14 protein-coding genes are annotated in these 14,185 nt (G+C 56.4%); 6 read left to right on the top strand and 8 right to left on the bottom strand.

Annotated features, from left to right (window positions below; all coding sequences use genetic code 11):
* Positions 1-2 precede the first annotated feature (2 nt).
* Complete coding sequence (gene mrtA, locus BD01_RS02510; RefSeq protein ID WP_042689609.1) at positions 3-593, top strand: CPBP family archaeomyxosortase MrtA; 591 nt, start codon at positions 3-5, stop codon at positions 591-593.
* Here mrtA and BD01_RS02505 read toward each other — a convergent pair.
* Genes BD01_RS02505 through BD01_RS02495 form a run of 3 tightly spaced genes read right to left on the bottom strand, consistent with a single transcriptional unit; the run spans position 561 to position 4,554 of the window.
* On the bottom strand, positions 561-2,474 hold the full coding sequence (locus tag BD01_RS02505) for an ATP-binding cassette domain-containing protein (protein ID WP_042689607.1): 1,914 nt from the start codon (positions 2,472-2,474) through the stop codon (positions 561-563). The genes mrtA and BD01_RS02505 overlap by 33 nt on opposite strands.
* A gap of 39 nt (positions 2,475-2,513) precedes the next feature.
* Positions 2,514-3,797, bottom strand: a complete 1,284-nt coding sequence (gene thiD, locus BD01_RS02500) for a bifunctional hydroxymethylpyrimidine kinase/phosphomethylpyrimidine kinase (RefSeq protein ID WP_042689606.1) — start codon at positions 3,795-3,797, stop codon at positions 2,514-2,516.
* A 4-nt stretch (positions 3,798-3,801) separates the two neighbouring features.
* Entirely contained in the window at positions 3,802-4,554 is a 753-nt protein-coding gene (locus BD01_RS02495) for a sulfide-dependent adenosine diphosphate thiazole synthase (RefSeq protein WP_042689604.1), read from the bottom strand.
* A gap of 94 nt (positions 4,555-4,648) precedes the next feature.
* On the opposite strand from BD01_RS02495, the gene thiC reads away from it, so the two are divergent.
* Genes thiC through BD01_RS02475 form a run of 4 tightly spaced genes read left to right on the top strand, consistent with a single transcriptional unit; the run spans position 4,649 to position 8,106 of the window.
* The gene (thiC, locus tag BD01_RS02490) at positions 4,649-5,929 is read left to right on the top strand and encodes a phosphomethylpyrimidine synthase ThiC (RefSeq protein ID WP_042689602.1); all 1,281 of its coding nucleotides are present in this window, start codon (positions 4,649-4,651) and stop codon (positions 5,927-5,929) included.
* Between the two features lie 4 nt (positions 5,930-5,933).
* Positions 5,934-6,593, top strand: coding sequence for a phosphoribosylaminoimidazolesuccinocarboxamide synthase (locus BD01_RS02485; protein ID WP_042689600.1), 660 nt, complete (start codon positions 5,934-5,936; stop codon positions 6,591-6,593).
* Positions 6,590-7,522, top strand: a complete 933-nt coding sequence (locus tag BD01_RS02480; protein WP_042689597.1) for a formate--phosphoribosylaminoimidazolecarboxamide ligase — start codon at positions 6,590-6,592, stop codon at positions 7,520-7,522. The genes BD01_RS02485 and BD01_RS02480 overlap by 4 nt, the downstream gene beginning before the upstream one ends.
* A complete protein-coding gene (locus BD01_RS02475) occupies positions 7,519-8,106 on the top strand; it encodes an IMP cyclohydrolase (protein WP_042689594.1) in 588 nt (195 codons plus the stop codon). The genes BD01_RS02480 and BD01_RS02475 overlap by 4 nt, the downstream gene beginning before the upstream one ends.
* A gap of 6 nt (positions 8,107-8,112) precedes the next feature.
* Here BD01_RS02475 and BD01_RS02470 read toward each other — a convergent pair whose 3' ends face one another.
* The 5 genes from BD01_RS02470 to ribD all read right to left on the bottom strand — a co-directional run bounded on the left by BD01_RS02470 (position 8,113) and on the right by ribD (position 12,206).
* Positions 8,113-8,862, bottom strand: coding sequence for a DUF835 domain-containing protein (locus BD01_RS02470; protein ID WP_042689591.1), 750 nt, complete (start codon positions 8,860-8,862; stop codon positions 8,113-8,115).
* A 96-nt stretch (positions 8,863-8,958) separates the two neighbouring features.
* On the bottom strand, positions 8,959-9,417 hold the full coding sequence (ribH, locus tag BD01_RS02465; RefSeq protein WP_042689589.1) for a 6,7-dimethyl-8-ribityllumazine synthase: 459 nt from the start codon (positions 9,415-9,417) through the stop codon (positions 8,959-8,961).
* An 11-nt stretch (positions 9,418-9,428) separates the two neighbouring features.
* Complete coding sequence (locus tag BD01_RS02460) at positions 9,429-10,589, bottom strand: bifunctional 3,4-dihydroxy-2-butanone-4-phosphate synthase/GTP cyclohydrolase II (RefSeq protein ID WP_042689586.1); 1,161 nt, start codon at positions 10,587-10,589, stop codon at positions 9,429-9,431.
* Positions 10,586-11,143 (bottom strand): riboflavin synthase, encoded by a 558-nt coding sequence (locus BD01_RS02455; RefSeq protein ID WP_042689583.1) that lies wholly within the window; start codon positions 11,141-11,143, stop codon positions 10,586-10,588. Before BD01_RS02455 ends, BD01_RS02460 begins: the two co-directional genes overlap by 4 nt.
* Positions 11,124-12,206, bottom strand: a complete 1,083-nt coding sequence (ribD, locus tag BD01_RS02450; protein ID WP_042689582.1) for a bifunctional diaminohydroxyphosphoribosylaminopyrimidine deaminase/5-amino-6-(5-phosphoribosylamino)uracil reductase RibD — start codon at positions 12,204-12,206, stop codon at positions 11,124-11,126. The genes BD01_RS02455 and ribD overlap by 20 nt, the downstream gene beginning before the upstream one ends.
* A gap of 98 nt (positions 12,207-12,304) precedes the next feature.
* Here ribD and BD01_RS02445 point away from each other — a divergent pair, with 98 nt between their 5' ends.
* On the top strand, positions 12,305-14,152 hold the full coding sequence (locus BD01_RS02445) for a prolyl oligopeptidase family serine peptidase (protein WP_042689580.1): 1,848 nt from the start codon (positions 12,305-12,307) through the stop codon (positions 14,150-14,152).
* Positions 14,153-14,185: the final 33 nt, after the last annotated feature.

Genomic DNA, 14,185 nt, shown 5'->3' with positions numbered 1-14,185 from the left:
GAATGGACAGAGCTTCGCTTCTTTACGTCCTTCTCTTTCCCCTGAGCTTCGTCCCCTGGCTAATCCCTGCCTCTTTCTGGGGGCACGTTCTGATTGTTCTCGTTGCCTACCTGCTCGTTCCCCTGGCAATCTCGATGGCCCTCGGCTTCAGGCCGGAGGAGCTGGGACTCAAACCCCCAAACCGTAAGGGCGTCAAGCTGTTCCTCCTGCTCTTCGCCCTCTCAATTCCGCTCAGCCTCTACGGGGCTACGATTCCCTCGATGCGAAACTACTACCCGGTCTTTCCCTACTCCGGCCCGGGAAGCTTCCTCCTCGGGGAGCTCGGCATGGGGTTGATAATGCTCGCCCACGAGGCCTTTTACAGGGGCTTCCTCCTCTTCCCCCTCGCCAGAAAGAACGAGTGGCTGGCAATAGTCCTCCAGGACATCCCCTACACGCTCGTTCACATAGGGAAGCCCGGAATAGAGGTGCCCTACGCGTTGGTGGCCGGAATCATCTTTGCAAAAATGGATTTGGAAGGGGAGAGCTTTGCCCCAAGCTTCCTCCTTCACTGGCTCGGCTCAGCGTTTTTCGACATCCTTTGCGTTCTTTAGCCTCGCCGTTCCGTAGCCCACGAAGAGCACCCTGTCTGGGTCGAGGGCCTTCAGCACTTCGGGCCTGTGGGTAATTATCAGGGCCGTTATCCCCGCCTCGCGGATTATCTGGGCGACCTTCTTGGCGACGCGCATCGCCGTCAGCGTGTCGAGGTGAGCCGCGAACTCGTCAATGAGGAGCAGGTTGGGCTTCTCTGCCAAAAGGGACGCTATCCTCGCCCTCTCCTTCTGGCCCGTGCTCAGCTCGCCGTACTTCGCCCTGTAGAGGACGGCGTCGCTCAAACCCGCCTTGTTGAGTATCTCCACGGCGGCGTTGAGGTCGCCTATCTTCCTGTAAACGTGCTCCAAGATGCTCTCGGTTCCAAAGGTCGGCTCGAACTCACCGGGAATCATCACCGAGACCTTGGCGTTGTCCGGAACCTCAATCTCACCCTCCGTCGGCCTGAAGCGCTCCTCCCACCAGCCGTTGGCAGAGCCGAGGATGAGCCTCAGCAGTGTCGTCTTCCCCGCCCCGCTCGCGCCGACAACAGCTATGAGCTCGCCCGGCTGGATTTCGAAGTTCAAATTCCGTAAAACGGGCCTCTGGATAACGCGGTGTCTCACTCCAAAGGCCTTGAGCAGTTCCTGAATCTCCTCGGGCAGGCCCTTGATGTCGAGCTCGCTCTCGAAGACCTTGCTGACGTTCTTGAAGACTATCGGCCCGGCTAAGGGCTCAACCTTTCCGTAGCTCGGCTTCCAGAGCCTTCCGTCCTTTGGAGCATAGGGGTCTTCATTCAAAAAGCGCTCGATGTACTCTTTTGCCTCCTCGGTCAGAGGGTAGAAGAGGACCGGCCTTCCGCTCGCGGTCTCCCAGAGGAACTTGAAGCCAACTTTCTCGAAGAACGGGTTGTAACGGGCCATCTGCGCTATGGTTTCCACTATGTGCTTCCTCTTCCGCATCTCGGGAATCCTACGCTCGGCTATCCACTCGAGGGCCGACTTGACACTCAACTGCCCCAGCCCGTCGGAGCGGTAGTCGGGGTGAACCACAACCCTCGCAATCCTCGCTCCAGCGGTGTTGGTCTCCGCTAAAGCTTTCCACTTGGCCTGCTCCCAGAGGTAGGAGCGGGCTATTCTCCTCTTCCCGTACTTCCTCTTCAGCTCCTCGTAGAGCTCCTTCATTATGCGCTCCGGCCAGAAGGCCGGATGGAACCAGTCCTCGGGAAAGACCTTCTCGCGGATGTTCTTCTCAACCTCGCCGTTCGGCAAGCGACGGTGCATGAGCGGTATCGGCGGGTCAACGCGGACGTAGCTGAGAATCCTCGGCTCGTATTCTTCCCTCTCGACGAGCTCGAAGATAAGGAAGCGCGACGCTGGAGTTGAGCCCTTTATCTCGAGTATGTGGCTTTCAGCCCCGCAGATTGGGCACTTCTGCTTGGTGTTGGCCTCGAAGATGTGGCCGTTCTCACAGCGCCATAACGCCACTTTCTCCTTCTGGCTCGCGTAGTGGTACTGCTCCAGCTCTGCTATCGCCTCGAAGTCGGACTCGTATTTCGCCTCCCTCGCCCTGATTTTGTAGGTGTAGAGGAGCTCGCCGGTCAAAGGCGAGTAGCGCTTGGCCTCGACTTCCTTCTCGAAGAGGGGCCACACTGGAATTCTATCGCCCTCGTAGAACTTCCACAGCCTATAATCGTCGAAGTCGAGAACCTTGACGCCGTCCTTCTCCTTTGGCTTGTGGAGGATTTCAACCTCAACCTCATCGCCGTTCAGAAACCACTGGGCAACGTTGCCCGTCATGTAGAGGCGATACTTTTCGCCATCAGCTTCAACTTCGAGGATTCCGAACCAGCGGTGCTTGAAGCGCGGGATTTCGCTACCCGTAACCTTTCCCCTTATGAGCATAGAATCACCGGGATAAATAGGGAAGAGGGAGTTAAAACGTTAGCCCAAGAGCTTCCGCACCCTCTCCACGACCTCCCCCGCGTCCCTCCCGAAGACCAGAACCATCGGCTCCTTGCCCCAGTCGCCGAGGTGGTAAACCACGTCGGGCCTTTTTCCGGCCCTTTTCACCGCCCTCTCGATGCCCCACTCCATAGTCCCCCTCTCTGCCCTCTTCACCTCTTCAGGCTCTTCCCTGCGGTCGTAGAACGAAACGACGAGGCCGAGTTCCTTCGCCTTCTCTATCAGCTCCTCCGAGTAGCGGAGGTTCAGAACCGCTTTAATCTCCGGATAGAACTCGCGCATCCTGAGGAGGGCCCTTCTCAGGTGGTCGCTGGCGTTGAGCTCAACGGGACCGACGGGCTTTACGGTCTCCCCATAGCGGACGATTCTGCCCTTGACGGCGAAGACTTCTCCAAAGGGCGTCGCGAGGACGAAGTTTGTTCCCACCTCCGGAACGTGCGGGTTGAGCCTTTCTCCAAAGGCTACCAGCTCTTCAATGGCCCCTTCAAGCTCTTTCTCAGCTTTCCAGCGATAAAAGTCCCTCTCCAGCTCCCAGAGTGGATTAACTGCCTTAGCTTCCTCCTTCGAAAACCTGATGGAGTTTTCAACGAAGCGTTTTGCTTTCTCAACTGCCTCGGGAAGCTCAAGCCCCTTGGCGAGGAACGTCGCCAGAGCCGAGGAGAAGGCACAGCCGGTTCCGTGGGTGAAACCCTCGGCCTTCTCTCCAGGGAACTCGTAGAATCTCCCGCGCCAGTAGAGGACGTCGGTGAGGTTAAGGTGTCCCCCAGTTACGACCGCACCCTCGGCGCCGAGGTCCTCCACGAGGGCCTTCGCGGCTTTTCCCATATCCTCAACCGAGCGAATTTTAACTCCAGTGAGCGCTTCGGCCTCCGGGACGTTGGGAGTGACTATCGAGCCGGGAACGAGGGTCTTGAGAATTTTGCCGTCGTCAATGAGCTTTTTTCCGGTGCTTGAGGCAATCACCGGGTCGAAAACCCGGGTAAAGCCTTCCGTCTCTTCCCTCACGACCCGGGCGACCCCACCGCTCCCGAGCATCCCAATTTTGACAGCTTTAACCTCAAAGCCGTCCTTAACGGCCCGTATCTGCTCCCTTACAACCTCGGGCGGAAGGGTGTGGTAGCCCCTCACCTCCGAGGGGTTCTGGTAGGTTACCGCCGTCAGAACCGGGAGCGGGTGCTCGCCCAGAGCAGAGACCGTCTCGATGTCGGCCTTTAAACCGGCCCCGCCACCAGTGTCGAGGCCCGCCACAATCAGGACGGCCATCCCATCACCTCAGCTTCTCAAGGATTTCGAGGGCCGCTTTCCTTCCGCTCAGGAACATCCCGCCGAATATAGGCCCCATCCTCGGCGCTCCAGCGATGGCATTGGCGGCCATTCCCGTAACGTAGAGGCCCGGAAAGATTTCTTTCGTGTGCTTTACGGTGAGCTCCTCGCCTCTCTCGGCCCACATCGGCCCCTCCCCCGGAACCTGGAGGAGACCGCGCCTGACAAGGTGTTGCGTAACCTGCGCCCCGTGACCCGTTGAATCAACAACAAAGCGCGCCTCGACCGTGAGCGGGTCCACGTGAAGGCCCGTCATCATCACCGGCGTCCAGTTGATTACGATTCCTGCGACGCGGTTCTCCTTGAGAACCAAATCCTCAACCTCAACCATGTTGAAGAACCTCACGCCGGTCTTTACGGCCCTGCTCGCTATCGTCGTTGCCGTCTCGATGGCGTCGGCAACGTAGAGGCCGTTCTTGAAGGGTCTGTAGTTTATTCCGAACTCGTCGAGAATTTCTCTAGCTTCCTCCTGAACGACGATTTTATTGAAGCCCATCGCACCGCCCCAGATTCCGCCCCCGGTTGAGAGCTTCTTCTCGAAGATTACCACCTTCGCACCGTTCTTCGCGAGGTAGTAGCCTGCTACCATCCCCGAGGGGCCGGCACCTACAATAGCGACGTCGAGGCTCAGGCTTTCGAGAAGCTCGGCGGTGTAGGCCTCTATTATCGCCCTGCTTATCTCTATCTCCCTCAGCATCACGACCACCCAAAACCTTTTAAGTCCCGCTCAAAACTGAGTTTTGAAATTTAAAAACTTTGTTATAAGCAGGTTTTAAAACCGGGTGATTGGAATGACCCAGCTGGAAGAGGCAAGGCGCGGGGTAATCACCGAGGAGATGAAGTTTATCGCCGAGCGAGAGGGGATAAGCGCCGAAAAGCTCAGGAGGAGCGTGGCAAAGGGGCACACGGTGATATTCAGGAACGTCCGCCACGACTGGGTTAAGCCGGTCGCGGTGGGCAACGTCGTCCGCGTTAAGGTCAACGCCAACATTGGAACGTCGCGCGACATAGTGGACGTTAAGGCGGAGATAGAGAAGGCGAAGGTCGCCGTCAAGTACGGCGCCGACACGATAATGGACCTCTCCACAGGGGGTGACCTCGATTCAATAAGGAAGGCCATCATGCACGCCGTTGACGTGCCCATTGGCACAGTTCCAATCTACCAGGCCGCCGAGGAGATGCTGGCTAAGGGAAAGGCCATCATCGAGATGACCGAGGACGACATGTGGAAGGCCGTTGAGAAGCACTTCAGGGACGGCGTTGACTACACGACGATTCACGTCGGAGTTACTAAAGAAGTCGTCGAGAAGATGAAGAGGGTGAAAAGAGTCGTTGGCATGGTCTCGCGCGGAGGAACCTTCCTCGCGGCGTGGATACTCCACTGGGGCGAGGAGAACCCGTTCTACAGGGACTACGACTACCTGCTTGAACTCGCCAGGGAGTACGACGTTGTTCTGAGCCTCGGCGATGGACTTAGGCCCGGCGGCCTTCCAGATGCTGGCGACGAGCTTCAGATAGCCGAGCTTTACACCCTCGGGAGGCTCGTCAGGAGGGCGAGGGAAGCCGGAGTCCAGACGATGGTCGAGGGTCCAGGCCACGTGCCCATCGACCAGATTCCGGCCCAGATAAAGCTCGCGAAGGTTGCAACTGACAACGCGCCCTTCTACGTCCTCGGCCCAATCGTCACGGACATCTTTCCGGGCTACGACCACATCACGTCTGCCATAGGGGGAGCGATAGCGGCTTTGAACGGCGCGGACTTCCTGTGCTACGTTACTCCAGCCGAGCACCTCGGACTGCCGACTGTTGAGCACGTCCGCGAGGGAGTTATAGCGGCGAAGATAGCCGCCCACGCGGTCAATTTGACCCGCTTCGAGGCCGACTTTAAAAAGGACTACCTCATGAGCCTCGCGCGCGGTAAACTCGACTGGGCGAAGCAGTACGAGCTGAGCCAGGACAGGGAGAAGTTCATCGAGATACGGAAGGAGAGGCCGACGAAAACCGAGGCCTGCTCGATGTGCGGTGATTTATGCGCGATAAAGCTCATCAACGACATGCTGAGGAAGGGGTGAGAGCTTGAGGCTCGTCTACTCCGGCAAGACGAAGGACGTTTACGAGGACGGCCCCTATCTCGTCTTCCACTTCAAGGACAACGTTCTCGGGAGGGAAGGCAGGGAAGACAGCGGGGGCAACGAGGTAATCGGCGAGAAAGCAGGAAAGGGAAGCCTCGTTTTGAAGCAGACCGAGTTCTTCTTCAGGTTGCTTGAGGAAAACGGCGTGAAGACGCACTTTGTGGAGAGGATTGACGATAGAAAAGCCCGTTTTCTGAAGGCAGAGAGGATTCCGCTGGAGGTCATCTACCGCGAGCTGGCCTACGGGAGCTTCCTTCGGCGCTACAAAGGCTGGGTGAGGCCGTTCCAGAGGCTCGGGATAGTGGAATTCACCCTGAAGGACGACTCGCTCGACGACCCCCTCATAGCGGAGGAAGCCGTTATTGCCCTCGGAATCTCGAACAGAGAAGAGGTCGAGGCGATGAAGAAAACCACCAGAAAGGTCGCGGGAATCCTGCGGGAGTTCTTTTCCTCGAAGGGCCTTCAGCTCGTTGATTTTAAGCTGGAGTTCGGCAGGCTTGACGGCGAGCTAATCGTCATAGACGAGCTGAGCGGAGATACCATGCGCGTCGCGAGGGACGGGAAGATTCTGACGCTCGAGGAACTCTCGGAGGTGGTTGGATGATAATCTCGACGATAGCGTCTCATTCCTCCCTTCAGATTCTCCTCGGGGCCAAAGACGAGGTGTTCAGGACGAGACTCTACGTGAAGCCCGAGAGGAAGGCATTCTACGCCTCCACGAGGCTCGCGGACGAGCTTGTCGTCACGGAAGACATGGGCGCGATTCTCGAAGACGAAGGAATAGTAATCCCCCACGGCTCCTTCGTGGCCTACCTCGGCCTTGAGGGGATAGAGAGAGCTAAAGCAAAGTTCTTCGGCAACAGGCGCTTCCTCAAGTGGGAAACTACCTTTGAACTCCAGGATAAAGCCCTCGACGGGGCAGGAATTCCGAGGATTCGGGTCATCGAGCCCGATGAGGTTGAGCCGGAGAAGCTCTACTTCGTCCGCCTTGAGGGGCCGAGAGGAGGGAGCGGGCACTTCATAGCGCGCGGGGAGGAGCTTGATGAGAAGTTAGGGGAGCTTAAGGAACCCCACAGGATAGAGGAGTTCATCCCAGGCGTTTACCTCTACGTCCACTTCTTCTACTCGCCGATTCTGGGAAGGCTCGAGCTCCTCGGCGTCGACGAGAGGGTAGTTATCGCCGATGGAAACGCCCGCTGGCCGGTGAAACCGCTCCCCTACACGATAGCGGGGAACGTTGGCGTCGCTTTGAGGGAGTCGCTCCTTCCGAGGCTCTACGACTACGGTCTGGCATTCGTGGAAGCCATGAAGAAGCTCGAACCGCCCGGAATCATCGGCCCCTTCGCGCTCCACTTCGCCTACGACGGTAGCTTTAGGGCGATAGGCTTCGCCTCGCGCATCGACGGCGGTTCGAACGCCCTCCACTGGTACGGAAGGCTCTACTGGAACGAGCCCATGAGCGTCGGAAGGAGGATAGCGAGGGAAATCAGGCTGGCAATCGATGAAGACCGGCTCGGGGAGGTGGTAACGTGACCTACACTGGCAGAACCCTTGGGGTCGGGCTGATGAGGGGGAAGCCCTTCGCCTTCTACCTCCTCTGCTCCCGCTCCTTTCCGAGGAGGAGGGCAATCGTAAGGGGAAACGCCGTCTACATCGAGAACCTAACGAAGACGGACAACCCCTACGTGAGCTACCCGGTGGTGAGGCTCCTCAGCGAATACGCCGTAATCACGAACGGCCTCCAGACGGACTTCATAGCTCAGGCCCTCGAGTGGGAAAGCCCGAAGAAGGCCCTAATCCACGTTCTTGATGCCCTTGACTACGAGAGAGATGAATACAGCACGCCAAGGATAGCCGGGATAATCGGAACCGACGGTAAAGGCTGGCTCGGCTTCGCCGGAAAAGAGGAGTTCTGGGTGAGAGAGCTGGAACTGAGGGAAGGAAAGGCCTTCGTCACGGCAACGTACAACCTTGGCTTCACCGAGCTTGAGTTCCCGGCTTTCGAGAGTGCTGAAGAACTCGCGAGAAAGGCTTTGGAGCTTCCCTTCGAAAAGAAGGTGCTCGCCATTGGGGTTATGAGCGATAAAAAGTGGAAGTTAGCTTTATGCAATATCTAATAGACCTTAAAGAACTAGAACTTGAAACTCGCTCTCCAGCATTGCTCTCTCTTTTTCGTCAAGAGCATTTTTCTCAACAACAAGCAACAATGTCGCGTTTTTCTCAATAACGATGTCCTTAAGTGTTGTCAAAAATTTCATTACTGATTTGAAGCCATTTTCTAATATCAGATATTCCAGTGCATCTAAAACAATAACTGTGTTCCTGTCAACGCTCTTACTGATTTCATGGAGGAGAATGTGTAAGTTTGTTGGATTCACTGAGTACCTGCTCGGAATTTTGCTTACCCATATATATGGCAAGTTTGAACCTTGCAACAATTCTGGATGTCGTGTAACAAAAAGCACTTTCCTACCGCGAACTATATCCAGCACGTCCTTTAAAGTTGATGCATAAACTAAATAGGCACCCCTCTGAATTCTGGGCTCGCCATTTAGAGTTCCAAGCTTCTTGGGCGTAACTGATTCTCTGAGCGGTGAGGATGCTGACCACATTAAGTATGCTCCGAAAACGAGTGCTACAGAAATAATTATGTCATCAAGAACTTTTGTAAACTCAGTGGGATAAATATCGTTAGAAACATCTGCCACGAATCCAAGCCAAAACACAGTAAGAAAGAAAAATGCTTTTTTCACGACCTTTTTGGGCACCAAATAAGTAAAAGCTTCATGCCTCTTAACAACTAGGCCCAACATAAGCGTAACGGCAACTAGCTTGACTACCTCAAGATACAACTTTAATGGGGAATAATTCATTATCTCACCGTTTTTTTTCGGATTCAAACTCTTAAATTTTTCTATTTGTCTAAAAATGTTTGAAAAAATTTGAATATATTTCGAAAAACAAGCGGTTTATAACTTTTTCATAAGGTTCGCCATCTCGAGCGCGGCCATCGCGTACTCGAAGCCCTTGTTGCTCTTCACTCCCGCCCTGTTGAAGCCCTGGAGTTCGTCCTCGACGGTTATGACGCCGAAGATGACTGGAACGCCCGTGTCGAGCGAGACCTTCGCAACGCCCTTGGCAACCTCACCGGCGACCAGGTCGAAGTGCTTGGTTTCTCCCCTCACGACAGCTCCCAGGGCTAAAACCGCGTCGTAGTTTCCACTCTCGGCCATTTTCTTGGCTACCAGCGGAATCTCAAAGGAACCGGGAACCCTGACGACGTCAACCCTCTCAACGCCGTGCCTCTCGAAGCAGTCGAGTGCCCCCTTCAGGAGCCCCTCCGTGAGCAAATCGTTGAAGCGGGCAACCACTATTCCCATCCTCAGGCCGGTTCCGATAAAACCGCCCTCAACTGTTCTTACCTCCATCACCACACCCCCTAAACCTCGAAGGGAAGCTTGTGGCCGAGCTTTTTGGCCTTGACCCTAAGATAGGGCCTGTTGTGCTCGGTGACCTCCCCCGGAGCGGGGATAACCTCAACCACCTCAACCCCGAACTCCGCCAGGGCTTTGGCCTTCGCCGGGTTGTTCGTTATGAGCCTGATTTTGGAAATGCCTAAGGCGCGAAGCATCTGGAAGGCCGCCTCGTAGGTCCTTTCGTCGGCCTTAAAGCCCAAGGCTTCGTTGGCCTCAACGGTATCTAAGCCCTTATCCTGGAGCTCGTAGGCCTTAATCTTCTCCTTTAAGCCAATTCCCCTACCCTCCTGGTCCATGTAGAGCAGTATTCCGCCCTCCTGCGCTATCATCCTCAGCGAATTGGCCAGCTGACTGCCGCAGTCGCACTTGAGGGAAGCAAGAGTGTCTCCGGTTAGGCACTTCGAGTGCACCCTGACGAGAGGAACGTCGCCGTATGGTTCCTTGACTATCGCGACATGCTCCTTGAAGTCCAGCTCGTTCTCGAAGGCTATTATCCTGAACTCCCCGTACCTTGTCGGCAGTCTCGCGTTGACGTAAACTCTAATGAGCTGCTTCCTCTTCACGAACTCCTTCCAGACGTCGTCTGTCGTGATAACCGGCAGGCCGTGCTCCTCGGCGAACTTGAGGGCGTACTCGCGGTTGTGGGAGTCGCCTTTCTTGTCGAGAATCTCGATTATCAGGGCGTAGCGCCTGAATCCAAGGAACTCCATGAGCTCGAGCGAGCTCTCCGTGTGGCCGCGGCGCCTGTTGAGCCCTATCCCGCCGAGGAGGTGCAGATGCCCGGGGTAGCGGAAGGCTTCAACCCCCAGCCCCTCGGCGAGCTTTTTAGCTGTTAAAGCCCTCTCCTCCGCGGTTATTCCCGTGAAGGTTTCTTGGTAATCAACGGGGACGAGGAAGTTCGTCTCCCCTTCCTTGCTCGGCAGGCGGAAGAAGCCCTTCTTTGAGGCCTCATCCATATCCATCGTGAGGCAGAGGAGGCCTTTGGCCGAGAGCATGAAGTTCACAACCTCGGCAGAGGCAATCTCGGCCGGGTAAATCAAATCGGCCTCGAATTCCCTTCTGTCATCTATCAGCACGACGGGTTTTCCCTCAAGGATCGCCCTCCGGATTTCTTCAAGGTTCATACTCCCGCCTCCATGATGCGCTTTACGTACCTTGCCAAAACGTCAATCTCGTAGTTCACCCTGTCTCCGGGCCTCAGGGAGCCGAGGTTCGTCACCTCGAGCGTGTAGGGGATAACCTGAATCCAGAAGCGGTTCGCCTCGACCCTCGCGACGGTTAGAGAAACGCCGTTGAGCGCTATCGAGCCCTTCTCAGCTATTCCCCACCTCTCGCTGGGCATCTCGAAGGCCATCCAGGTCGTGTTCCCGCTCCTCCGCGCGGTGATGAAGCGAACCGTCCCGTCCACGTGGCCGGTAACTATGTGGCCGTCGAGCCTGTCCCCGAGCTTTAAGGCCCTCTCGAGGTTCACTAGCTTTGCCTCGCGCAGGTTGGTCCTCCTCAGGGTCTCCTCGCCGACGTCGAAGACGGCCGTTTTTCCATCGAACTCGACGACGGTTAAACAGGCCCCGTTCACCGCGACGCTGTCGCCCGGTTTGACCTCGAACGGGAGCTCAACATATAGCTTTCCCGCCGAGTAGCGGGCTTTGCCTGTTCCCTCAACGATTCCGCTGAACATCTCCACCACCGGGGTAAGCCGTTACGAGGAAGCTCTCACCGAGCCTCTCGATTGAGTCAATCCTCAGTAGCGGCACCTCGTTCGCGTTCTCAACATTCAGGCACTCGAAGGGCTTTATTCCCCTCCCAAAGAGCTTGGGGCCGTAGAAGAGGTAGAACTTGTCCGCGTAGCTTAAAAACTGGCAGGCTATCCTCCCACCCTCAATCAGGACGCTGTCGATGCCAAGTTCTCCGAGCTTCCTGAGGATTTCCCCGGGCTCGGTTATAGGGTAGGCTTCCGCTATTCCCTCGAAGAGCTCGGGCCTCTCGGTGAAGAAGATGACCCTGCCGTCCTCAAACAGTCTGAACTTCTTCCATGATTTCACCGCCCCAGCGACTCTGCCAGAGCGGTCGAGGACTACCTTGACCTTCTCGGGGCAGTTCTCCAGCCTGCAGTTGAGCCTCGGGTTGTCAGCTAAGACGGTCCCCGCGCCGACCATTATCGCCATGTGCCTCCTCCTGAGCTCCTGAACTTTGAGCCTCGCCCTCTCGCCGGTAATCCACTGGGAGGAACCTGTCTCCGTCGCGATGAAGCCGTCAAGGGTCAGGGCGAGCTTGATTGAAACGAAGGGCATCTTGGTAGTCACATACTTGATGAAAATCTCGTTGAGCCTTCTTGCATCGTCTTCGAGAACGCCAACCTCGACCTCGATTCCAGCCTTTCTCATCTTCTCGATTCCCCTTCCGGAGACGAGCGGATTGGGGTCCATCATCGCGACGACGACGCGCCTGAGGCCTTCCCTGATTATCCTGTCGGCGCAAGGCGGCTGCTTCCCCCAGTGGGAGCAGGGCTCGAGGGTCACGTACATAGTTGCGTCCCGCACGTCGTGCCCCTTGCTCTTCGCGTCCTCTATGGCATTGATCTCCGCGTGCTTCTCGCCGAAGCGCCGGTGCCAGCCGACGCCTATTATCTTCCCGTCCTTGACGATAACTGCCCCTACCATTGGGTTTGGATTGACCCAGCCCTCACCGTGCTTCGCCAGCTCGAGTGCCAAGCGCATGAATCTCTCATCTTCACTGCTCATGGTTGGACATTTGTTCCAAAATTTTAAATTTTTTGTTCCTTACTTGGAACAACGAAAGATTTTTATGGCCCGGGCCGAACGTTAAGACGGTGATTTTCATGGAAGACCCCTACATCTGGGCCGAGAACCTGAAGGACGAGCGCGTTCTAAAGCTCGTCGAGGAGGAGAACAGGAGGTTTAGAGAGTTCATAGGAGAGCTGAGCGACGAACTCTTTCCCGAGGTCTGGGAGTACTACTCGATTCCAGTCTTAACAGGTGCGAAGCTGACGGAGAAGGGCGTTATAGCGATGTACCGCGAGAGGGACAGGCAAATTATCAGGTGGCTCGGCGGAGAGGATATAGTTGACTCGAAGGAGCTTGAAAAGGAGCTTAACGATGAGGTTCTCCTTCAGGGATTCACTGCGGACGGAAAGGGCAGGTTTCTGGCCTACAGCTTCTCGATAGGCGGTGCCGACGAGGGAATAACGAGAATCGTCGACCTCGAAACCGGCGAGCTAATCGAGGAGTTCAGGCCGTCGGTGTGGAACGTCACCTTCCTTGAAGACGGCTACTACTTCGCCCGCTTCTACAGGCACGGGGAAACGCCTGACGGAGTTAAAGCGCCGGCCGAGAGGTTCTTCCGAAAGGATGCAAACGGGGAGAAGATGGTCTTTGGAGAGGGCCTCGGCTCCGGCTACTTCATTTCGCTGAGGAAGAGCACCGACGGAAAGTGGGCGATGGTTACCGTTACCTTCGGCTGGAACAGTGCGGAAATCTACGCCGGCCCGATAGACGAGCCCGAGAAGTGGGAGAAGGTTTACTCGGCGGACGTTCCGGTTGAACCGATTGACGTAATCAACGGAAAGCTCTACCTCCTGACGAGGGAAGGGAAAGGATTGGGAAAGCTCATCGCGGTCAAGGACGGAAAAGTCGAGGAGGTAATTCCCGAGGGCGAGTTCCCCCTTGAGTGGGCCGTCTTAGTTGGGGACAAAATCCTCGCGGGCAGGCTCGTGCACGCGAGCCACAGGCTTGAGGTTTACTCGCTCGACGGAGAAAAGCTCGACGAGATGACCTTCGACCTCCCTGGGAGCGTTTACCCGCTCGACGCCGACGGAAAGAAGGTTTTGCTCCGCTACGAGAGCTTCACCGTTCCCTACAGGCTCTACGAGTTCGACGGAGAGCTCAAGCTCGTCGAGGGACAAGAAATCGAGGGGAACTTCAGGGTCGAAGAGGACTTCGCGGTCTCGAAGGATGGGACGAGGGTTCACTACTTCCTTGTTAAGGGCGAGAGGGACGAGAAGAAAGCCTGGGTCTTCGGATACGGTGGCTTCAACATCTCGCTGACGCCACGCTTTTTCCCGCAGGCGATTCCCTTCATAAAGCGCGGGGGAACCTTCGGAATGGCCAACCTGCGCGGCGGAAGCGAGTACGGCGAGGAGTGGCACAGGGCTGGGATGAGAGAAAATAAGCAGAACGTCTTCGACGACTTCATAGCCGTCCTTGAGAAGCTGAAGGGCGAAGGATACAGGGTAGCGGCGTGGGGCAGGAGCAACGGCGGTCTTCTGGTCTCGGCAACCCTCGTCCAGAGGCCGGACGTAATGGACTCGGCGCTGATAGGCTACCCCGTCATAGACATGATGCGCTTCCACAAACTCTACATCGGTAGCGTCTGGATTCCGGAGTACGGCAACCCCGACGACCCGAGGGACAGGGAGTTCCTGCTGAGATACTCTCCATACCACAACGTCAGGCCGGCAGAATACCCGCCGACGCTCATCTACACTGGCCTCCACGACGACCGCGTGCACCCGGCCCATGCAATAAAGTTCTTCCTGAAGCTGAAAGAGGTAGGAGCACCGGTTTATCTCCGCGTCGAGACAAAGAGCGGGCACATGGGTGCTTCACCTGAGACGAGGGCGAGGGAGCTTGCCGATTTGCTCGCCTTCGTCCTAAAGGCGCTTTCGTGATTCCCACCGAGGTTAGTTGGGACTTTCCCGTCC

It is taken from the genome of Thermococcus nautili (assembly GCF_000585495.1).
GTDB lineage: Archaea > Methanobacteriota_B > Thermococci > Thermococcales > Thermococcaceae > Thermococcus > Thermococcus nautili.
The sequence above is the reverse complement of the archived record's forward strand: the minus strand, read 5'-3'. Positions and strand labels throughout refer to the sequence as shown.